This is a genomic window from Enterobacter sp. 01-M-03-SI-ECC, from assembly GCF_047530215.1.
In the GTDB taxonomy this organism is placed as follows: Bacteria; Pseudomonadota; Gammaproteobacteria; order Enterobacterales; family Enterobacteriaceae; genus Enterobacter; species Enterobacter chengduensis.
The window spans coordinates 1-20251 of record NZ_JBLKDA010000018.1 but is presented as its reverse complement, the minus strand read 5'-3'; the positions used below and the strand labels follow the sequence as shown (position 1 = coordinate 20251).

The 20251-nt window shown below is 55.5% G+C and carries 19 protein-coding genes and 2 rRNA genes; 8 read left to right on the top strand and 13 right to left on the bottom strand.

The annotated features are described in order from the left end of the window. Window positions 1-40: 40 nt before the first annotated feature. The 7 genes from lepB to rseD form a co-directional block, all read right to left on the bottom strand. Window positions 41-1015, bottom strand: a complete 975-nt coding sequence (gene lepB, locus ACMWKK_RS16435) for a signal peptidase I (RefSeq protein WP_045326108.1) — start codon at window positions 1013-1015, stop codon at window positions 41-43. 15 nt (window positions 1016-1030) lie between these two features. Beyond that, window positions 1031-2830, bottom strand: a complete 1800-nt coding sequence (gene lepA / locus ACMWKK_RS16430; protein WP_023308849.1) for a translation elongation factor 4 — start codon at window positions 2828-2830, stop codon at window positions 1031-1033. Between the two features lie 185 nt (window positions 2831-3015). Beyond that, window positions 3016-3492 carry a SoxR-reducing system protein RseC gene (gene rseC / locus ACMWKK_RS16425; RefSeq protein WP_112779926.1) on the bottom strand — a complete coding sequence of 159 codons (477 nt, stop codon included), beginning with the start codon at window positions 3490-3492 and terminating at the stop codon, window positions 3016-3018. After that, a complete protein-coding gene (rseB, locus tag ACMWKK_RS16420) occupies window positions 3489-4442 on the bottom strand; it encodes a sigma-E factor regulatory protein RseB (RefSeq protein ID WP_023308851.1) in 954 nt (317 codons plus the stop codon). Before rseB ends, rseC begins: the two co-directional genes overlap by 4 nt. After that, a complete protein-coding gene (gene rseA, locus ACMWKK_RS16415) occupies window positions 4442-5092 on the bottom strand; it encodes an anti-sigma-E factor RseA (protein ID WP_406542867.1) in 651 nt (216 codons plus the stop codon). Before rseA ends, rseB begins: the two co-directional genes overlap by 1 nt. Window positions 5093-5123: 31 nt before the next feature. Further along, window positions 5124-5699 carry an RNA polymerase sigma factor RpoE gene (gene rpoE, locus ACMWKK_RS16410; protein WP_045326113.1) on the bottom strand — a complete coding sequence of 192 codons (576 nt, stop codon included), beginning with the start codon at window positions 5697-5699 and terminating at the stop codon, window positions 5124-5126. Next, complete coding sequence (gene rseD / locus ACMWKK_RS16405) at window positions 5696-5779, bottom strand: rpoE leader peptide RseD (RefSeq protein WP_223605340.1); 84 nt, start codon at window positions 5777-5779, stop codon at window positions 5696-5698. The genes rpoE and rseD overlap by 4 nt, the downstream gene beginning before the upstream one ends. 344 nt (window positions 5780-6123) lie before the next feature. Between rseD and nadB the strand changes: the two genes are divergently transcribed. Next, a complete protein-coding gene (gene nadB / locus ACMWKK_RS16400; protein WP_112779927.1) occupies window positions 6124-7743 on the top strand; it encodes an L-aspartate oxidase in 1620 nt (539 codons plus the stop codon). On the opposite strand, the gene trmN is transcribed toward nadB, so the two are convergent. Next, complete coding sequence (trmN, locus tag ACMWKK_RS16395; RefSeq protein ID WP_112779928.1) at window positions 7728-8465, bottom strand: tRNA(1)(Val) (adenine(37)-N(6))-methyltransferase TrmN; 738 nt, start codon at window positions 8463-8465, stop codon at window positions 7728-7730. The genes nadB and trmN overlap by 16 nt on opposite strands. Before the next feature lie 132 nt (window positions 8466-8597). Here trmN and srmB point away from each other — a divergent pair, with 132 nt between their 5' ends. After that, the gene (gene srmB, locus ACMWKK_RS16390) at window positions 8598-9926 is read left to right on the top strand and encodes an ATP-dependent RNA helicase SrmB (protein WP_112779929.1); all 1329 of its coding nucleotides are present in this window, start codon (window positions 8598-8600) and stop codon (window positions 9924-9926) included. Window positions 9927-9977: 51 nt separating this feature from the next. On the opposite strand, the gene grcA is transcribed toward srmB, so the two are convergent. Further along, the gene (gene grcA / locus ACMWKK_RS16385) at window positions 9978-10361 is read right to left on the bottom strand and encodes an autonomous glycyl radical cofactor GrcA (protein WP_112779930.1); all 384 of its coding nucleotides are present in this window, start codon (window positions 10359-10361) and stop codon (window positions 9978-9980) included. Between the two features lie 313 nt (window positions 10362-10674). Between grcA and ung the strand changes: the two genes are divergently transcribed. Continuing rightward, complete coding sequence (ung, locus tag ACMWKK_RS16380) at window positions 10675-11364, top strand: uracil-DNA glycosylase (protein ID WP_045326118.1); 690 nt, start codon at window positions 10675-10677, stop codon at window positions 11362-11364. A gap of 39 nt (window positions 11365-11403) precedes the next feature. Here the strand turns inward: ung and ACMWKK_RS16375 are convergent, their stop codons facing one another. Continuing rightward, on the bottom strand, window positions 11404-12534 hold the full coding sequence (locus ACMWKK_RS16375; protein WP_014884855.1) for a tRNA/rRNA methyltransferase: 1131 nt from the start codon (window positions 12532-12534) through the stop codon (window positions 11404-11406). A 204-nt stretch (window positions 12535-12738) separates the two neighbouring features. Between ACMWKK_RS16375 and trxC the strand changes: the two genes are divergently transcribed. The 5 genes from trxC (at window position 12739) to ACMWKK_RS16350 (ending at window position 18460) form a co-directional block, all read left to right on the top strand. Further along, window positions 12739-13158, top strand: coding sequence for a thioredoxin TrxC (gene trxC, locus ACMWKK_RS16370; RefSeq protein WP_045326121.1), 420 nt, complete (start codon window positions 12739-12741; stop codon window positions 13156-13158). A 69-nt stretch (window positions 13159-13227) separates the two neighbouring features. Further along, the gene (gene tapT / locus ACMWKK_RS16365) at window positions 13228-13926 is read left to right on the top strand and encodes a tRNA-uridine aminocarboxypropyltransferase (protein WP_045326122.1); all 699 of its coding nucleotides are present in this window, start codon (window positions 13228-13230) and stop codon (window positions 13924-13926) included. Between the two features lie 35 nt (window positions 13927-13961). Next, window positions 13962-16625, top strand: a complete 2664-nt coding sequence (locus ACMWKK_RS16360) for a bifunctional acetate--CoA ligase family protein/GNAT family N-acetyltransferase (RefSeq protein ID WP_112779931.1) — start codon at window positions 13962-13964, stop codon at window positions 16623-16625. 110 nt (window positions 16626-16735) lie between these two features. After that, window positions 16736-18091, top strand: coding sequence for a CDP-diacylglycerol--serine O-phosphatidyltransferase (gene pssA / locus ACMWKK_RS16355; protein ID WP_112779932.1), 1356 nt, complete (start codon window positions 16736-16738; stop codon window positions 18089-18091). Window positions 18092-18136: 45 nt separating this feature from the next. Continuing rightward, entirely contained in the window at window positions 18137-18460 is a 324-nt protein-coding gene (locus ACMWKK_RS16350) for a YfiM family lipoprotein (RefSeq protein ID WP_112779941.1), read from the top strand. Here ACMWKK_RS16350 and ACMWKK_RS16345 read toward each other — a convergent pair. The 3 genes from ACMWKK_RS16345 to ACMWKK_RS16335 form a co-directional block, all read right to left on the bottom strand. Further along, a complete protein-coding gene (locus ACMWKK_RS16345) occupies window positions 18457-19752 on the bottom strand; it encodes an MFS transporter (protein WP_112779933.1) in 1296 nt (431 codons plus the stop codon). The two genes, ACMWKK_RS16350 and ACMWKK_RS16345, sit on opposite strands and share 4 nt — an antisense overlap. A 209-nt stretch (window positions 19753-19961) precedes the next feature. After that, window positions 19962-20077, bottom strand: a 5S ribosomal RNA gene (rrf, locus tag ACMWKK_RS16340). 65 nt (window positions 20078-20142) lie between these two features. After that, window positions 20143-20251: ribosomal RNA gene (locus ACMWKK_RS16335) — 23S ribosomal RNA — on the bottom strand; the annotation flags it as partial.

The window sequence follows — 20251 nt, the reverse complement described above, 5'->3', positions numbered from 1 at the left end:
AGCCGCGTTAATTAGCGGCTACACGTTCAATTAACGAGAATTAATGGATTCCGCCAATACGATTCAGGCGTACGCCGGTCGGCCATTCGCCTTCCTGCTTCTCAAAACTCATCCAGATTGCGGTGGCTTTACCCACCAGATTCGCTTCCGGCACAAAGCCCCAGTAACGGCTGTCCGCACTATTATCGCGGTTGTCACCCATCATGAAGTAATGGCCTGGCGGTACAATCCAGCTCGCCAGCTGCTGGCCCGGCTGGCGATAGTACATCCCCACCTGATCCTGCGCGATGGGCACGGTGAGGATACGGTGCGTCACGTCGCCCAGCGTCTCTTTGCGCTCAACCAGACGGATGCCGTTCTCTTTGGTTTCGCCTTTCGGTACCTGGAAGAATCCGCTGGTCGCTTCGCCGCCGTTACGACGTGCAAAGGTCTGCACAAAATCACTTGGCTCAACGTTTGAGTAGGTGATTGGCAGCGCGTTTTCACATGCGGTACCGGAGCTGCAGCCCGGCTGAACGGTGACTTCTTTTGCAACCGGATCGTAGGTGACTTTGTCACCAGGCAGACCTACCGCGCGCTTGATGTAGTCCAGGCGCGGATCTTCCGGATATTTGAACACCACGATGTCGCCACGTTTCGGATGACCGGTTTCGATCAGCGTTTTCTGGTAGATAGGATCTTTGATGCCGTAGGCAAACTTCTCCACCAGAATAAAATCACCAATCAGCAGCGTTGGCATCATTGAACCGGACGGGATCTGGAAGGGCTCGTAAATAAACGAACGCACCACCAGCACAATCGCCAGCACCGGGAATACCGACGCGCCCGTTTCCAGCCAGCCCGGTTTCGGGCCGACTTTCTTCAGGGTTTTCGCGTCCAGCTGGTCACCGGTGGCTGCCTGTGCGGCAGCCTGACGTTCACGACGTTTTGGGGCGAAGATAAACTTATCCAGACACCACAGCAGACCTGTCACCAGGGTAGCAATGACCAGGATCAGGGCAAACATGTTCGCCATGCCAACTCCTTAGGGTTATTTGCCGTCTTTACCAACATGAAGAATGGCAAGGAATGCTTCCTGCGGCAGCTCGACGTTACCGACCTGCTTCATACGCTTCTTACCTTCTTTCTGCTTCTGCAGCAGCTTTTTCTTACGGCTGACGTCACCGCCATAGCACTTCGCCAGAACGTTTTTACGCAGCTGTTTCACGGTGGAGCGCGCGATAATGTGGTTGCCAATAGCCGCCTGAATCGCGATATCGAACTGCTGACGCGGGATCAGATCTTTCATCTTCTCAACCAGCTCGCGGCCACGGTACGGCGCATTATCGTTGTGGGTGATCAGCGCCAGCGCATCCACACGCTCGCCGTTGATCAGCACGTCCACGCGCACCATGTTAGAAGCCTGGAAGCGCTTGAAGTTGTAGTCCAGTGACGCATAGCCACGGGAGGTGGACTTCAGACGGTCGAAGAAATCGAGGACCACTTCCGCCATCGGGATTTCGTAGGTCAGCGCCACCTGGTTACCGTGGTAAACCATGTTGGTCTGCACGCCGCGCTTCTCAATACACAGCGTAATGACGTTACCCAGGAACTCCTGCGGCAGCAGCATGTGACACTCGGCAATCGGCTCACGCAGCTCGTGAATGTTGTTCAGCGGCGGCAGCTTGGACGGGCTATCGACGTAGATCACTTCTTTCGAGGTGGTTTCAACTTCATACACTACCGTCGGTGCCGTGGTGATCAGGTCCAGATCGTATTCACGCTCCAGACGCTCCTGAATGATCTCCATGTGCAGCAGACCGAGGAAGCCACAGCGGAAGCCGAAGCCCAGCGCCGTTGAGCTTTCTGGCTCGTAGAACAGGGAGGCATCGTTCAGGCTCAGCTTACCGAGCGCATCACGGAAGTTTTCATAGTCGTCAGAGCTGACCGGGAACAGGCCCGCGTAAACCTGCGGCTTCACCTTTTTGAAGCCTGGCAGCGCTTTATCTGCCGGGTTACGCGCACCAGTCAGGGTATCGCCCACCGGCGCGCCGAGGATGTCTTTAATAGCACAAACCAGCCAGCCTACCTCGCCGCACGTCAACTCGGTACGGTCAACCTGTTTTGGCGTGAAGATACCCAGACGGTCAGCGTTGTAGACCTGCCCGGTACTCATCACCTTAATTTTGTCGCCTTTACGCATGGTGCCGTTTTTAATACGCACCAGCGAGACAACGCCCAGGTAGTTATCGAACCAGGAGTCGATAATCAGCGCCTGCAGCGGGGCATCCGGATCGCCTTCCGGGGCCGGAATATCACGCACCAGGCGTTCCAGCACGTCGGTCACGCCGACGCCGGTTTTTGCGGAGCAGCGCACCGCATCGGTCGCGTCAATGCCGACGATATCTTCAATCTCTTCCGCCACGCGCTCAGGATCGGCGGCAGGCAGGTCGATCTTGTTCAGAACCGGCACAACTTCGAGATCCATTTCCATCGCGGTGTAGCAGTTTGCCAGGGTCTGGGCTTCTACGCCCTGCCCGGCATCCACCACCAGCAGCGCGCCTTCACAGGCCGCAAGCGAGCGTGAAACCTCATAGGAGAAGTCAACGTGGCCTGGGGTGTCGATAAAGTTCAGCTGATAGGTTTCGCCATCAGCCGCTTTGTAATCCAGCGTGACGCTCTGCGCCTTGATGGTGATACCACGTTCGCGTTCCAGGTCCATGGAGTCCAGAACCTGGGCTTCCATTTCACGATCAGACAGGCCACCGCAAATCTGGATAATACGGTCAGACAGCGTCGACTTACCGTGGTCAATGTGAGCAATGATCGAAAAGTTACGTATGTTCTTCATATAGTTAAATAATTATGCCTTACGAATTCCTGGAGGCCGCTGTTCTTAGCCTGACGTTTTTCAGTGCGAAAACGCAGCATTCTACACTACATCCTCGCTACCTGGAAATGCACTTAGAGACAGGTATAGCGTGAAGAAAGGACGTTTTCTGTTTTAGGGTGTAAAAAATGATAAAGCCCGATGGATCACCGGGCCTCAGAAGAGAGCGTTTCAACACGAAGCTGATCGGGTGCCAGCCCTACGCTAAGAATGACTGGCTGCCACTCGTCGCGCGCGGCAAGCGTCGGAGAGAGGCCTTTGGCCAGCCAGAACCCTCCTACGCCGCCCAAAGCGGCCCCGCACATGGCGGCCACATCGGTACCGAACAGCATCTGGAAAATGCCGCCCACGATAAACAGCCCGACCAGCGGAGAGAGATACACCAGCATGGCGGAACTGAGCAGGCTGCCTTCCGCAATACCCAGCTCAACCTTCTGCCCCGCCATCAGCGGCTGTTCGCTTGGCACAGAAATGGTGTGCGAGGTTTGCGGCCCGAGCTTATTCAGCACGCGGCTACCGCAGCCGGCGCGGGATGCGCAGCTATTACATGAGGCTTTGACATCGCAGCTCACCAGCGCAATGCCGTTCTGCCACGAGACGACCGTCGCCCACTCTTTGATCATTGTGCAGCCCTGAATTTAATACTGTCGGAAATGCGCTTCGCCGTTTGCGGAGGGAGTTCACCCACAATGGTAATCTCGGCGTTGTCGCGTACCGTGGTACTCACCGTACGGCGCCCGGTACGCAGCATCTGCTCAGCGCTGTTTGCCGTTGCGCGATTGATGTTTACGGAGAAGCTGAACAGGCCGTCGGAATAAAGGCGCGATTCCACCGGCGTTTCAATGGTTGGCAGCTGACGACGGCTGCTGGACACCTCGCTAAACCCCTGTGGGATCCAGGCAGGTACCCAGTTGAAATTAACGGAATCTCCGGCAGGAACAGAAAGCAGCGGCGGCAGGCTGGCCTTCGCCAGGTTCTGCATGCTGTTGCCAACCTGATTGTTCACGCTGAAGGAGATCACGCGGAACTGCTCCAGCGTTTCACCGTCGCGGTCGAGGAGGTCAACACGCATGGGGAGTTTGGTTTCGGCGTCAATCCAGACGATATAGCTGTAGCGCGTACCATCGCGGGCGACAACGCGAATCACCTCGCACAGCCTGTCCGCGATGCGCGTACGCCCTACCGAGATAAAATCGTAGTAAGGGGCAAGCCGTTTGAAATCGGTGTAAATGAGCGACGGCAGAGAATCAACGATATAGTCGCCATTCAGCGTAAAGGGCTCCAGGCCGGGCTCGAAATAGCTGATTTCGTTACCACGCTGGACAACTTCACGACGCGGGCCATCCATCTGTAAAAGCTGGGCGAGCGGCTGGTTATCAAGACGGGCATGACGATAGCGTAACGACTCGACGCCCTGCTTATTGATGCTGATAAATGCCAACTCGTAGTTGAGTGACTGGCTGGCCAGATTCATTTGCTGCAACAACGCCCCGGATGAAACATCAGCCGAGGCGTTGGCAGAGAAGAACAGGCTACCCGCCATCAGAGACATGGCGAACCAAAGTTGCTTCATTACTGCGATTGCGTTCCTAAAGTTTGGTTTCCGGGCACCTGCACAGCGGCTTGCTGTGTCTGCGCCTGCTCAAACTGAAGCTGTTCAGAGTGCAGACGACGCTGCAGCTCGTAATCCTGCAACATCGCATTAATGCGACGGCGCTGCTCCTGAACCTGCTGTTGCTGACCGCCGCTGGCGGAAGCATCGGCCGGAACACCCAGGCTTACCGGGCTGGCTTTGCCCATCATCGGCAGTGTGTTAAACACTGGCGCTTCTTGCTGCTGATTAGTTTCAGACTGAGTATTATAGTGCTGGACGCCAACGATAACTGCAAGCGATACGCATGCAGCCACACCCATTTGGGTAAGCTGGCTGGCCCACGGGCGCACCTTTTGCCAGAACGGCATTTTCTGCCACTGGTGAGGCGCGGGTTGAGCTTCAGGAATCAGCGGGGTGGTCTGATGAACAGGCTCATTCTCAATTGCCGCCATGACGCGGGCTGAGATATCGAAATGGAGAACCTCGCCGGTATCACCGCGAAGGGTGTCACGGATGAGATGGTAACTCTCCCAGGTCTCTTGCATTTCGGGTGAATGAGACAGCTCGTTGAGCAGTTCACTATCCACCGTTTCACCATCCATTAAAGCGGAAAGTTTTTCTTTCTGCATGCCTAATACCTTTTCCAGTATCCCGCTATCGTCAACGCCTGATAAGCGGTTGAACTTTATTATCAATAGCTTCTCGCGCACGGAAAATTCGTGAACGTACCGTGCCGACCGGACAATCCATGATAGCGGCTATCTCTTCATAGCTCAGACCATCCAGCTCCCGTAACGTAATTGCCATGCGTAAATCTTCCGGGAGCGACTCGATCGTGCGAAAAACGATTTGTCTCAGTTCTTCTGACAACATTAAGTTCTCAGGGTTCGAAATTTCTTTCAATGCGCCGCCACTTTCATAATTTTCGGCGTCGATTGCGTCCACATCACTTGAAGGCGGACGACGGCCCTGAGCGACCAGATAATTCTTTGCCGTATTGACCGCAATACGGTACAGCCAGGTATAAAAAGCACTATCTCCCCGGAAAGAATCCAGCGCGCGATAGGCCTTAATGAAAGACTCTTGCACCACATCAGGCACATCGCCTGACGGTACATAGCGGGAAACCAGGCTCGCCACCTTATGCTGGTAGCGCACCACCAGTAGGTTAAAGGCTTTCTGATCTCCCTTCTGGACCCGTTCAACCAGGACCTGGTCCGTTAACTGCTCGCTCATCCGAGGTAATGTCTCCCCAAACCTAAATTCCACGCGTTATCGAAACGCCACTCTAAAAATACCGCACTTTGAGCAAGCACCGATTTAGAGTGTCCGATCGTCAATAAGTTCCGTAACGCCTTTGTTTTTGTTCATCGCGCCGCAGACTGTTCATTTTCTCTCATTATAAGTCTGTTCACGATACGCACCACTTTCTGACAAGAAACATCTTTTTTCCCGCCAGAAGAGTAACGCAACACAGGCATTATTTCACCACAAAATCTGACGCTAACGATCTGCTTCGCAAAATAATTTCACTCATTTAGCCTCCGTTTACCTCTTCCTGCGAGTTTAGTCATTGCAACAGCCTTTAAAAAAAACGTGCGATAAATCGCACTCAGGTGCTATTCTGACCCAACACTGTTTAGTAAATTAAACAACCATCATGAACACAACACCTGAACTGCATTGTGATGTCCTGATCATCGGCAGCGGGGCTGCCGGTCTTTCTCTGGCGCTGCGCCTCGCGGAGCATCAAAACGTTATCGTTCTGAGTAAAGGACCGATAAGTGAAGGCTCTACATTTTATGCCCAGGGCGGGATTGCCGCCGTGTTTGACGAGACGGACAGCATTGCGTCCCACGTAGAAGATACGCTGATTGCCGGTGCCGGGATCGTGGATCCTCACGCCGCAGAGTTTGTCGCCAGCAATGCCCGTCACTGCGTTCAGTGGCTCATCGACCAGGGCGTCTTATTCGATACGCAGGTTCACCCCAACGGTGAAGAGAGCTACCACCTGACGCGCGAAGGCGGTCATAGCCACCGCCGCATCCTGCACGCCGCAGATGCCACCGGTAAAGCAGTGGAGACCACGCTGGTTGGCAAGGCGCTGAGTCATCCAAATATACGGGTGCTTGAACGAAGCAATGCCGTTGACCTGATTATCTCCGACAAAATTGGCCTGCCGGGCACGCGTCGCGTAGTGGGGGCGTGGGTCTGGAACCGCAATAAAGAGAAGGTGGAAACCTGCCGGGCGAAGGCGGTGGTGCTGGCGACGGGCGGTGCCTCAAAAGTGTATCAGTACACCACGAATCCGGACATTGCCTCCGGCGACGGCATCGCGATGGCCTGGCGCGCCGGCTGTCGGGTGGCGAACCTTGAGTTCAATCAGTTTCACCCAACCGCCCTGTTCCACCCTCAGGCGCGCAACTTCCTGCTGACGGAGGCCCTGCGCGGTGAAGGCGCCTATCTGAAACGCCCTGACGGCACCCGCTTTATGCCCGACTTTGACGCCCGGGGTGAACTGGCGCCGCGCGACATCGTGGCCCGCGCCATCGACCATGAAATGAAGCGTCTTGGGGTGGACTGTATGTATCTCGATATCAGCCATAAGCCAGCCGAGTTCATTCGCCAGCATTTCCCGATGATTTACGAAAAGCTGCTCACGCTTGGCATTGATTTAACGCGCGATCCGGTGCCCATTGTGCCAGCCGCCCACTATACCTGCGGTGGCGTCATGGTTGACGATCATGGACATACTGATGTGGATGGCCTGTATGCTATCGGTGAGGTCAGCTATACCGGGCTGCACGGCGCGAACCGTATGGCCTCGAACTCACTGCTTGAGTGTCTGGTCTACGGCTGGTCTGCCGCTGAAGACATCATCAGGCGCATGCCCTACGCTCGCGAGACAGAGCGCCTGCCCGCCTGGGATGAAAGCCGCGTTGAGAATCCGGACGAGCTGGTCGTGATCCAGCACAACTGGCATGAGCTGCGGCTGTTTATGTGGGACTACGTGGGGATCGTGCGCACCACGAAACGTCTGGAACGCGCGTTGCGCCGCATTACCATGCTGCAGCAGGAGATTGATGAGTATTATGCCAATTTCCGCGTATCCAATAATCTGCTGGAGCTGCGCAATCTGGTACAGGTTGCCGAGCTGATCGTTCGCTGCGCGATGATGCGTAAGGAGAGCCGCGGATTGCACTATACCCTCGACTACCCGAATCAGCTTGCTGAGTCCGGCCCGTCAATCCTCGCTCCGCAGCTTTACATAAACAGATAAAACGCCTGGGTCAGGGCAGTGTAATCTTCGGAATAACGCTGGTCTGGCCCACGGATCACCATCCGGTCATTAAAGCATTCACCCTCTTTTGGCGAGAGCGCCAGCAGCACGCGGTGCGGCAGTCGGCCTTCCGTATCGGAAATATCGGTACGCAGACGCAGCGTCCAGCCGATCTCCTGCGCGATACCGATGAACGTGTTGCCGGTGCTCTCTGGCAGGACCACGCAGAAAAAGCCGTCCTCGGAGATGAGTTCTGCCGCACTGGTGAGCAGCGCCTTATGATCGAGAGAGCCGGTATAACGCGCCTGTTCACGCTCAGGGGAACCGCACTCAACGCCGGGCGCGTAGTAAGGCGGGTTGCTGACGATCAGATCGTAACGTGACGTTTGCTCCGGTGCCCAGGCAAGCACATCTGCGCATTCCACTCTCATTCGGGCCGCCCAGGGAGATTCGGCCATATTGTCACTCGCCTGCTCTGCGGCCTGTACATCCAGCTCGACGGCATCAATGGTGACATGTTCTTCCGTACGCTGCGCCAGCATCAACGCCACCAGCCCGCTGCCGGTACCGATATCAAGAATACGCTTAACGCCTGCGACAGGTGCCCACGCGCCCAGTAAAATACCGTCGGTACCGACCTTCATGGCACAGCGATCGTGAGCGACAAAAAATTGTTTAAACGTAAAACCATCGCGGCGCAGCTGCGCTTTGAGTTGAGACATGTCAGAGCAACCTTCTAAGTGAAACTGGAGTAGCATAGGGGAAAGCGAAGTGGCCGAAAAGCGATATCCATACAAACAGATGAAGATTACAGCCGTAACGTCTATAATCAGCGCCCCACACAGAGGTAGAACATGACTGTAACGACTTTTTCCGAACTTGAACTCGATGAAAGCCTGCTCAATGCACTTGAGAGCAAAGGCTTTACACGCCCGACCGCCATTCAGGCAGCGGCCATCCCGCCTGCGCTTGAGGGCCGCGATGTGCTCGGTTCTGCGCCAACCGGCACGGGGAAGACAGCAGCCTATTTGCTGCCTGTGTTGCAGCATCTGCTCGACTTTCCGCGTAAAAAATCTGGCCCGCCGCGTATTTTAATCCTGACGCCTACGCGCGAGCTGGCCATGCAGGTTGCCGATCACGCGCGTGAACTCGCGGCAAATACCCATCTGGATATCGCCACCATCACCGGCGGCGTTGCGTACATGAACCACGCCGAAGTGTTCAGCGAAAACCAGGATATCGTCGTGGCAACGACGGGCCGCCTGCTGCAGTACATTAAAGAAGAGAACTTCGACTGCCGTGCGGTTGAAACGCTAATCCTCGACGAAGCCGACCGCATGCTGGACATGGGCTTCGCACAGGATATCGAGCATATTGCGGGTGAAACGCGCTGGCGTAACCAGACGATGCTGTTCTCTGCCACCCTCGAAGGGGAAGCGATTAAAGACTTCGCAGAGCGTCTGCTGGAAGATCCGGTGGAAGTATCGGCTACGCCGTCCACCCGCGAGCGTAAGAAGATCCACCAGTGGTACTACCGCGCGGATAACCTTGAGCACAAGGTTGAATTGCTGAAGCACCTGCTTAAGCAGGAAGATGCCCTGCGCACCATCGTGTTTGTACGTAAGCGCGAGCGCGTGCACGAGCTGGCTGAGATGCTGCGTAACGCCGGGATCAACAACTGCTATCTTGAAGGCGAGATGGCGCAGATCAAGCGTACCGAAGGCATTAAGCGTCTGACCGACGGTCGCGTTAACGTGCTGGTTGCGACAGACGTAGCCGCACGCGGGATCGACATCCCTGACGTCAGCCACGTCATTAACTTCGATATGCCGCGCAGCGGCGATACCTACCTGCACCGTATTGGCCGCACCGGCCGCGCGGGCCGCAAAGGGATTGCGATTTCACTGGTTGAAGCGCATGACTACCTGCTGCTGCAGAAAATTGGCCGCTACGTTGATGAGCCGCTGAAAGCGCGCGTTATTGATGGCCTGCGTCCAACCACGCGTGCACCGAGTGAAAAAATGACGGGCAAACCGTCCAAGAAAGCGCTCGCGAAACGTGCTGAGAGAAAAGAGAAAGAAAAAGAGAAGCCGCGCGTGAAGCAGCGCCACCGCGATACCAAGAATATTGGTAAGCGCCGGAAGCCAAGCTCTGCCGTACCAGAGACAAAAAGCGAAGAGTAAGAAAAAGCCGGGGATTTCCCCGGCTTTTTTATTCCCCCCGTAGCTGAAGCCTTACAGGCTTTCAGTAAAGGTACGGGCAATAACGTCGCGCTGCTGTTCTGGGGTCAGAGAGTTGAAGCGAACCGCATAGCCGGACACGCGAATGGTCAGCTGTGGGTATTTTTCTGGATGCTCAACCGCGTCCATCAGCGTTTCGCGACGCAGAACGTTTACGTTCAGGTGCTGACCCCCTTCCACGCGCACTTCCGGCTGCACTTCCATAGGAACTTCACGGTACTCGATTTCGCCCAGCTTGCTCACCGGCACGATTTCATCTTCGGCAAAACCCGCTTTTGCGACGACGCAGCGCGCTTCGTTCTTCTCGCTGTCCAGCAGCCAGAAAGAGTTGAGCAGATCGTCATTTGCAGCTTTAGTAATCTGGATACCTGTAATCATGTGTTGCCTCCCTAGGCTACCTTAACTGATGTCGGCCTCTCGCGGCCAATTGGTAAAACCATTGTTTCTTGTGTGTATATATATCATTCACACCCCGGTGATTTATTGATTTAAATCAACAAAAATACCAACCACATAAAGAGTGTGGTTTGAATTTATTGTTTTAGATCAATTTAACCACCTTACCAATTCAACTTACCTCGTATCTTTTCAAAATAAATTTAGCCACTTAGCGCGCATTTCAGCGCGTAATTTTGCTCACCGGGGTTAAACAGGTAAGCTAGGCACAGATTGAGATTCGCAGGAGAGCGAGATGACGACACCTTTAACCTGGCATGACGTGCTGGCAGAAGAAAAGCAGCAGCCCTATTTTATCAATACGCTCAGCACCGTTGCGGCTGAGCGTCAGTCCGGACAGACGATTTACCCGCCGCAGAAAGACGTGTTCAACGCCTTTCGCTACACCGAACTGAGCGATGTTAAAGTGGTCATTCTGGGTCAGGATCCCTACCACGGCCCGGGGCAGGCGCATGGTCTGGCGTTTTCCGTTCGTCCCGGCGTGGCAATCCCCCCTTCTCTGCTTAACATGTATAAAGAGCTTGAGGGAACCGTGCCCGGGTTTACCCGGCCAAATCACGGCTACCTGGAAAGCTGGGCGCGCCAGGGCGTGCTGTTACTGAATACGGTGCTTACCGTACGGGCGGGCCAGGCGCACTCGCACGCCAGCCTGGGCTGGGAGACGTTCACCGATAAAGTCATCAGCCTCATCAACGCCCATCGGGAAGGGGTGGTGTTTTTACTCTGGGGATCGCACGCGCAGAAGAAAGGGGCGATTATCGACCGCCAGCGTCATCACGTGCTGAAAGCGCCGCACCCGTCACCGCTGTCTGCACACCGCGGTTTCTTTGGCAGTAATCATTTTGTTCTGGCGAATGAGTGGCTGGAAAAACGGGGCGAAACGCCGATTGACTGGATGCCTGTGCTACCGGCAGAGAGCGAGTAGGATTTGAATGTGCCGGGTCAGGCCCGGCACATAAGAGACTTAGGCCTTATTCTGACGCCACCATTCGGCCAGCAGTACGCCGGTTGCAACGGATACGTTCAGACTTTCCACATTGCCCGTCCCATCGATTGAGACGCTCAGATCCGCACTCGAGAGCGCCGCATCAGACAGACCATCGCGTTCCTGGCCCAGTACCAGCACCATCTTGCGTGGCAGCGTCGCCTTAAACAGCGGGGTACCGGCATGGCTCGAGGTGGTCACGATGGAATAGCCCGCTTTACGGAACTGCTCAAGGGCGTCCAGCACGCTGTCGCCGGTGATCGGCTGTACGTGCTCGGCTCCGCCTTCCGCAGTACGGATCGCAGCACCGGATTCCAGCAGCGCGGCATCCTGCAACAGCACGCCTTTCACGCCAAAGTGCGCGCAGCTGCGCATCATCGCGCCCAGGTTGTGCGGGTTGCCCACATCTTCCAGCGCCAGCACGCAGTCATCGGCATCCGCCTGGCTGACCCACTGCTGTACGGTCGTGCCGTTACGTTTTTTGATCAGGAAGCAGACGCCGCCGTGGTGTTCAGTGCCGGAGGCTTTGGTCAGCTCGGCATCATCCACAACGTGATAGGCTTTGCGGTTCGCGGCCATCCAGCGCAGCGCTTCTTTGAAGCGCGGGGTCACGCTCTGGATAAACCAGGCGCGGACGATACACTCAGGACGGCTCTGGAACAGCGCCTGGCAGGCGTTTTCACCGTACACGCGGGTCTCTTCCGCACGCTGGCGGCGCAGCACTTCCGGATCGATAAAGCTTTTACCGCTGATACCGCCGTGATCGGCTTTTTCCGGCGTCTCATCGCCAGGGGCGCGAGAAACGGTGCGCCACGGGGAAGCGTTATCACGTGAGAAGTCATCACGGGGGCGATCGTCACGTGGACGGTCACTGCGTGGGCGGTCGGAGCGAGGACGGTCATCGCGTTTGCGATCGTCACGTTTGCGGTCATCACCGCGGGTATTTCTGTCATCGCGGGCGGGGCGACGGCCACCGTCTGCACGAGAAGACGCCGGACGCCCGCCACCTTTTCCAGTACGCGGATTTTGGGTGCGTTTATCAGAGTCATCATCACTGCGGACATACATCACTTTGACCTTGCCGCTTTTGTTTTTCATTTCGTCGTTCATGCTTTTCTCCACCAGCGCTGCGCGAAGCGCGCAGATTACCCGATGTGCCAGCGCATAGCCATAATTTCGTACAAAAGCCTGCGACTATTGTTCTCATTGAATAAAACGCATTGTTGTTTCAAACAGGCTCATTGATAATATGTAACATATTAGAAACATTATTGGCGTTTTGCCGCCGTCCCGCGGCTCTATCAGAGGTTAGTTATGAATACCGTATGTGCCAACTGTCAGGCTCTTAACCGCATTCCGGACGATCGGATGGAAGATGGTGCGAAATGCGGACGTTGCGGCCATGAATTGTTTGATGGCGATGTCATTAACGCGACGGGTGCTACGCTGGACAAACTCCTCAAGGACGATCTGCCCGTCGTGGTCGACTTCTGGGCGCCATGGTGCGGCCCATGCCGAAGCTTCGCGCCGATCTTTGAAGACGTGGCCGAAGAGCGCAGCGGAAAGATACGTTTCGTTAAGGTCAACACGGAAGCCGAGCCCGAACTGAGCGCCCGTTTTCGCATTCGCAGCATTCCAACCATTATGATTTTCAAAAATGGTGAGGTGATCGATATGCTCAACGGCGCGGTGCCTAAAGCGCCTTTTGAGAGCTGGTTAAACGAGTCGCTGTAACATTCACGGGGCACATCTTGTGCCCCGCTCCCGCCTCTGCGAAAATAGGGTTTTTCCTGCATTTCGCCCATGACTGATAACGCCGTTCTTCAATTACGCGCCGAACGCCTTGCGCGCGCCACCCGACCGTTCCTCGCCCGGGGTAACCGTATTCGCCGCTGTCAACGCTGCCTGCTGCCGCTGAAGGTTTGCCTGTGCGAGACGCTGGCCCCAAGTACGGCGGAGAGTCGTTTTTGTCTGGTCATGTTCGATACCGAGCCGATGAAGCCCAGCAATACGGGGCGTCTTATCGCCGATATTCTGCCGGATACCGCGGCGTTCCAATGGTCCCGTACGGAGCCGCCTCAGGCCCTGCTCGACCTGGTGACCAACCCGGACTATCAGCCGATGGTCGTTTTCCCCGCGTCATATGCAGGTGACGATCGCCAGGTGCTTTCGGCCCCGCCATCCGGTAAGCCGCCGCTATTTATTATGCTGGACGGCACCTGGACTGAAGCGCGAAAAATGTTTCGCAAAAGCCCGTATCTCGACGCGCTGCCGGTGATTTCCGTCGATCTTTCCCGCGTTTCCGCCTACCGCCTGCGTGAAGCGCATGCTGACGGGCAATACTGCACCGCCGAAGTGGCCATTGCCCTTCTGGATTTAGCGGGAGATACCGCTGCGGCTGGCGCCCTGGGCAACCATTTCTCATGCTTCCGGGAGCGCTATCTGGCGGGAAAAACCGTTCATAAGGGCAGCGTCACAGCACTCGAGCCAGAAAGCGTTTAAAATCATCAGGTCGCTTGCATTCACAGGAGGCCTGCATGAGCCAGCGAGGGTTAGAAGCGCTACTTCGTCCTAAATCCATTGCCGTTATCGGCGCATCAATGAAACCGGATCGCGCTGGCTATCTGATGATGCGCAACCTGCTGGCCGGCGGTTTTAATGGCCCCGTCATGCCCGTCACGCCGGCGTATAAGGCGGTTCAGGGGGTGCTGGCATGGCCTGATGTAGCGAGCCTGCCCTTCGTACCGGACCTTGCTGTCCTCTGTACAAACGCAAAGCGTAACCTGGAACTGCTGGAATCACTCGGCAAGAAGGGGTGTAAAACCTGCATTATTCTCTCGTCTCCGCCTGAACAGAAAGCCGAGCTTCTGGCCTGCGCCAGCCGCTATCAAATGCGCATCCTTGGGCCAAACAGTCTGGGGCTGCTCGCCCCCTGGCAGGGGCTGAACGCCAGTTTCTCGCCGGTGCCGATCCGCAAAGGCAAACTCGCGTTTATCTCGCAGTCGGCTGCGGTATCGAACACCATTCTCGACTGGGCGCAGCAGCGTGAAATGGGATTCTCCTACTTCATTGCCCTCGGCGACAGCCTGGATATCGACGTTGACGAGCTGCTGGATTTTCTGGCGCGCGACGGCAAAACCAGCGCGATCCTGCTTTATCTTGAGCACCTCAGCGACGCCCGACGATTTGTCTCGGCTTCGCGAAGCGCATCGCGCAATAAGCCGATCCTGGTGATCAAAAGCGGGCGCAGCCCTGCGGCGCAGCGTCTGCTGCATTCGCATTCCGGTATGGATCCCGCCTGGGATGCCGCCATTCAGCGCGCCGGTTTGCTGCGGGTACAGGACACGCACGAGCTTTTTTCCGCCGTTGAAACGCTCAGCCACATGCGTCCGTTGCGCGGCGAGAAGTTAATGATTGTCAGTAACGGTGCTGCCCCTGCCGCGCTCGCCCTTGATGAGCTGTGGCGACGCTTCGGCAAGCTGGCAACGCTGAGTGAAGAGACGCTGCAGCGCCTGAAAGACGCGCTTCCGGGCAGCGTGTCGCCCGGCAATCCGCTTGATTTGCGCGACGATGCCAGCAGCGATCGCTATATCAAGGCGATTTCCATTTTGCTGGATAGCCAGGATTTCGACGCGCTGATGATCATCCACTCCCCCAGCGCGGTCGCGCCGGGCAGCGAAAGCGCGCGTGCGCTCATTGAGGCCGTGCGCAATCATCCGCGAGGCAAATATGTCACCCTGTTGACCAACTGGTGCGGCGAGTTTTCTTCGCAGGAGGCGCGACGCCTGTTCAGCGAGGCCGGACTGCCAACCTACCGCACGCCGGAAGGTACCATCACCGCGTTTATGCATATGGTGGAATATCGCCGCAACCAGAAGCAGCTCCGCGAGACGCCCGCTTTGCCCGGCAACCTGACGGCAAACACCGTCGACGTTCACCGGCTGTTGCAGCAGGCTATTGAAGAGGGCGCAACGTCGCTGGATACGCATGAAGTCCAGCCGATTCTGGGCAGCTACGGGATGCAGACCCTGCCAACCTGGATCGCCAGCGACAGCGCTGAGGCCGTGCATATTGCCGAGCAGATTGGCTATCCGGTGGCCCTGAAGCTGCGATCTCCGGATATCCCACACAAGTCTGACGTTCAGGGGGTGATGCTCTACCTGCGGACGGCGGCAGAGGTCCAACAGGCAGCAGATGCCATTTTCGACCGGGTCAAAATGGCCTGGCCGCAGGCAAGGATCCACGGATTGCTGGTGCAAAGCATGGCAAACCGCGCTGGGGCGCAGGAATTAAGGGTGGTCGTTGAACACGATCCGGTCTTCGGCCCGCTCATTATGCTGGGGGAAGGCGGCATGGAGTGGCGTCCGGAGGAGCAGGCGGTCGTGGCGCTACCGCCGCTGAACATGAACCTGGCGCGGTATCTGATCATCCAGGCGATAAAAAGCAAAAAAATCCGTGGCCGGAGCGCGCTGCGTCCGCTTGATATTACCGGGTTAAGCCAGTTCTTGGTGCAGGTGTCTAACCTTATCGTGGATTGTGCCGAAATCCAGCGGCTGGACATTCATCCCCTGCTTGCCTCCGGCAATGAGTTTACGGCGCTGGACGTGACCCTGGATATCGCGCCATTCGAAGGTGACAGGGAGAGCCGCCTGGCGATCCGCCCCTATCCTCTCCAGCTGGAGGAGTGGGTCGAGATGAAAAATGGGGAGCGCGCCCTGTTCCGCCCTATTCTGCCGGAAGATGAGCCCCAGCTGCGGGCGTTTATCTCTCAGGTCACGAAAGAAGATCTTTATTATCGCTATTTTAGCGAAATCAACGAATTTACCCACGATGATTTAGCCAATATGACCCAGATCGACTACGATCGAGAAATGGCGTTTGTTGCCGTTCGTCGCAACGACGAGGGGGATGAGATCCTCGGCGTCACGCGTGCGATTTCTGACCCGGATAACGTCGATGCGGAGTTTGCCGTGCTGGTACGGTCCGATCTTAAAGGCCTGGGTCTGGGAAGACGACTGCTGGAAAAACTCATCAGTTATACGCGGGATCACGGATTATTACGCCTTAATGGCATTACTATGCCTAACAATCGCGGTATGGTGACCCTGGCGCGAAAACTTGGGTTTGACGTTGATATTCAGCTGGACGAAGGTATTGTGGCCTTGTCTCTCAGTCTGACATCAGCGGACAAACGCGAGTAAGCTACTGGAAATGTTACCCACTTTGGACGGGACTGGTGGTATCATTGTCCGCTTATGTTGTTTGCATGGTACAGACAACCCTTCAATGAACAGAGAAGAAACGCACTGTGATGTTGTCAAAATTTAAGCGTAATAAACATCAACAACACCTTGCTCAACTACCGAAGATTTCTCAGTCAGTTGATGATGTAGAGTTCTTTTACGCTCCCGCTCATTTTCGGGAGACGCTTCTGGAAAAGATTGCCAGCGCCACGCGACGCATTTGCATTGTGGCTCTGTATCTTGAACAGGATGAAGGCGGGCGCGCGATCCTGAACGCGCTCTATGAAGCCAAACGTCAGCGCCCGGAACTTGATGTTCGCGTGCTGGTAGACTGGCATCGCGCTCAGCGTGGACGCATTGGCGCTGCCGCGTCAAACACTAATGCTGACTGGTATTGCCGCACGGCGCAGGAAAACCCTGGCATTGACGTGCCTGTTTATGGCGTGCCGGTGAATACCCGTGAGGCGCTCGGCGTTCTTCACTTCAAGGGGTTTATCATTGATGACAGCGTGCTATACAGCGGGGCAAGTCTCAATGATGTTTACCTTCATCAGCTCGATAAATATCGCTACGACCGTTACCACCTGATCCGTAATCCGCAGATGGCCGATATCATGTTCAACTGGGTTGATAAAAATCTGGTTCATGGCCGTGGCGTTAATCGCCTTGACGATCCCGAGCGTCCTAAAAGCCCGGAAATCAAAAATGATGTTCGCGCCTTCCGCCAGGAGCTGCGTGATGCGGTCTATCATTTCCAGGGCGATGCGAACAACGAAGAGTTATCCGTTACTCCGCTGGTCGGGCTCGGCAAATCCAGCCTGCTGAACAAAACGATCTTCCATCTGATGCCGTGTGCGGAGCAGAAGCTCACCATCTGCACGCCGTACTTCAACCTTCCTGCCGTGCTGGTGCGCAATATCATTCAGCTGCTGCGCGAGGGTAAAAAAGTGGAAATCATCGTGGGTGATAAAACGGCAAACGACTTCTTCATTCCTGAAGATCAGCCGTTCAAAATCATCGGTGCGCTGCCTTACCTTTATGAGATTAACCTGCGCCGTTTCCTGAGCCGTTTACAGTATTACGTTAACACGGACCAGCTGGTTGTGCGCCTCTGGAAAGATGAAGACAACAGCTACCATCTGAAAGGAATGTGGGTCGACGATGAGTGGATGCTGCTGACCGGTAACAACCTTAACCCACGCGCGTGGCGACTGGATCTGGAAAACGCTATTCTGATCCATGACCCTCAGCATGAGTTAGCCGCACAACGTGAGCGCGAGCTGGAGCTGATTCGCACCCATACGACCGTGGTGAATCATTACCGCGAACTGCAGAGCATTGCCGATTATCCGGTGAAAGTGCGCAAGCTTATCCGCCGCTTACGTCGTATCCGTATCGACCGACTGATCAGCCGTATTCTGTAATGTCCAGGCCCTGTTACCCGCAGGGCTTTTTTATGGGGCCCGATGATGCGTATTCCTCTGTTACTGAGCTTCCTCTTCCTCAGCGGCTGTAGTCATATGGCTAACGATAGCTGGTCAGGACAGGATAAAGCCCAGCATTTCCTCGCTTCCGCGATGTTGTCCGCCGCTGGTAATGAATATGCGCAGCATCAGGGCTACAGCCGGGACCGCAGCGCGGCGATAGGGCTGATGTTCTCCGTAAGTCTTGGGGCATCAAAAGAGCTGTGGGATAGCCGCCCCGCAGGGAGCGGCTGGAGCTGGAAAGATTTCGCCTGGGATGTCGCCGGCGCAACGACCGGCTATGCCGTATGGCAGATGGCGCGCTATTAAAGTCTAATGCCTTTCCCTTTGCGATGCAGCATCAGGGAGACCACAAACGCCAGTGCGCCCATTATCGTTACGTACCAGAAGAATGTCGTTTCACTTCCCCATGATTTAAGCGACAACGCAACGTACTCCGCCGATCCGCCAAACAACGCATTAGCCACCGCATAAGAGAGCCCTACCCCTAACGCGCGAACCTGCGCCGGGAACATCTCGGCTTTCAGTATCCCACTGATAGAAGTATAGAAACTGACAATCACCATCGCCAGCATCACCAGCGCAAAGGCAGCATACGGGGAAGAGACATGCTGAAGCGCGGTCAAAATGGGGACGGTGCACAGCGCAGACAGCCCGCCAAATATCAGCATCGACGTACGTCGACCTATTTTATCCGAGAGCACACCGATAATGGGCTGTATGAGCATAAAGACAAACAGCGCCACGGTCATGACCACGCTGGCGACGTTTGCGTGCATGCCGGTGGTATTCACCAGATACTTTTGCATATAGGTGGTGAACGTGTAGAAACTCAGAGAACCACCCGCGGTAAAGCCGAGTACCATAAGGAAAGCCTTGCGGTTACGCCATAACCCTTTGAATGTTCCCGCCTCCTTCAGCGTTCTGACTTCCTTCTGAGAGGTCTCATCTAACTGACGGCGTAGCCAAAGTGCGACAACGGCCAGTACAGCCCCCATCGCGAAAGGAATTCTCCATCCCCAGGCATGGAGTTGTTCGTCCGTCAGGATCTGCTGCAGGATCACCACCACAAGAATGGCCAGCAGTTGACCACCAATCAGCGTGACGTACTGGAATGAGGCGTAAAAACCTTTACGCCCTTCCAGCGCAATCTCACTCATATAGGTCGCACTGGTACCGTATTCACCGCCTACCGATAACCCCTGGAATAAGCGGGCCAGTAAAAGTAGCGCCGGCGCCCAGGTACCAATCGATTCATATCCCGGTAAGCAGGCGATCACCAGAGAGCCAAAGCACATCATACACACCGAGATCAGCATCGAGGCCTTACGCCCGCGACGATCCGCAATGCGGCCAAACAGCCAGCCCCCGATGGGTCGCATCAAGAATCCTGCGGCAAATACCCCTGCCGTTTGAAGCAGCTGCGTTGTGGTGTTGCCGGAGGGGAAGAAGATATGTGCGAAGTAGAGTGAACAGAATGAGTAGACGTAAAAGTCGAACCATTCAACCAGATTCCCTGAAGAGGCGCTGACGATTGCCCATACCCTTCTTCGGGTATCACTGTTAGCCAGCGTCCCGTTTGATGTCATGCTTTCTGTCATTGTAATTATGCTCCTGCCATTAACAGCGGCGTATTGAGCCTAAGACTCAATTACCTCGTAAATGAAATGTTATAATTTTGTTATAAACAACATTGAGACAGCGATCACACATTCCATTAGCAGGATAAGGGATTCAGAGAAAGGTCAGAGAGAGAAAGCGCAAAGCAAAAAACCCCGCACCTTTCGGTACGGGGTTCTTCTTAATTGATGCCTGGCAGTTCCCTACTCTCACATGGGGAGACCCCACACTACCATCGGCGCTACGGCGTTTCACTTCTGAGTTCGGCATGGGGTCAGGTGGGACCACCGCGCTAAAGCCGCCAGGCAAATTCTGTTAATCTGTATCAGGCTGAAAATCGTGTCTCTTCGCCAAAACATCTTCGGCGTTGTAAGGTTAAGCCTCACGGTTCATTAGTATCGGTTAGCTCAACGCATCGCTGCGCTTACACACCCGACCTATCAACGTCGTCGTCTTCAACGTTCCTTCAGGAGACTTAAA

Coding starts and splice junctions, on each gene's coding strand:
- pssA (WP_112779932.1), top strand. CDS start 16,736: ATGTTGTCAAAATTTAAGCGTAATAAACATCAACAACACCTTGCTCAA.
- srmB (WP_112779929.1), top strand. CDS start 8,598: ATGACTGTAACGACTTTTTCCGAACTTGAACTCGATGAAAGCCTGCTC.
- ACMWKK_RS16345 (WP_112779933.1), bottom strand. CDS start 19,752: ATGACAGAAAGCATGACATCAAACGGGACGCTGGCTAACAGTGATACC.
- ACMWKK_RS16375 (WP_014884855.1), bottom strand. CDS start 12,534: ATGAACGACGAAATGAAAAACAAAAGCGGCAAGGTCAAAGTGATGTAT.
- lepA (WP_023308849.1), bottom strand. CDS start 2,830: ATGAAGAACATACGTAACTTTTCGATCATTGCTCACATTGACCACGGT.
- rseB (WP_023308851.1), bottom strand. CDS start 4,442: ATGAAGCAACTTTGGTTCGCCATGTCTCTGATGGCGGGTAGCCTGTTC.
- nadB (WP_112779927.1), top strand. CDS start 6,124: ATGAACACAACACCTGAACTGCATTGTGATGTCCTGATCATCGGCAGC.
- trxC (WP_045326121.1), top strand. CDS start 12,739: ATGAATACCGTATGTGCCAACTGTCAGGCTCTTAACCGCATTCCGGAC.
- ung (WP_045326118.1), top strand. CDS start 10,675: ATGACGACACCTTTAACCTGGCATGACGTGCTGGCAGAAGAAAAGCAG.
- trmN (WP_112779928.1), bottom strand. CDS start 8,465: ATGTCTCAACTCAAAGCGCAGCTGCGCCGCGATGGTTTTACGTTTAAA.
- lepB (WP_045326108.1), bottom strand. CDS start 1,015: ATGGCGAACATGTTTGCCCTGATCCTGGTCATTGCTACCCTGGTGACA.
- tapT (WP_045326122.1), top strand. CDS start 13,228: ATGACTGATAACGCCGTTCTTCAATTACGCGCCGAACGCCTTGCGCGC.
- rseC (WP_112779926.1), bottom strand. CDS start 3,492: ATGATCAAAGAGTGGGCGACGGTCGTCTCGTGGCAGAACGGCATTGCG.
- rseA (WP_406542867.1), bottom strand. CDS start 5,092: ATGCAGAAAGAAAAACTTTCCGCTTTAATGGATGGTGAAACGGTGGAT.
- ACMWKK_RS16350 (WP_112779941.1), top strand. CDS start 18,137: ATGCGTATTCCTCTGTTACTGAGCTTCCTCTTCCTCAGCGGCTGTAGT.
- ACMWKK_RS16360 (WP_112779931.1), top strand. CDS start 13,962: ATGAGCCAGCGAGGGTTAGAAGCGCTACTTCGTCCTAAATCCATTGCC.
- rpoE (WP_045326113.1), bottom strand. CDS start 5,699: ATGAGCGAGCAGTTAACGGACCAGGTCCTGGTTGAACGGGTCCAGAAG.
- grcA (WP_112779930.1), bottom strand. CDS start 10,361: ATGATTACAGGTATCCAGATTACTAAAGCTGCAAATGACGATCTGCTC.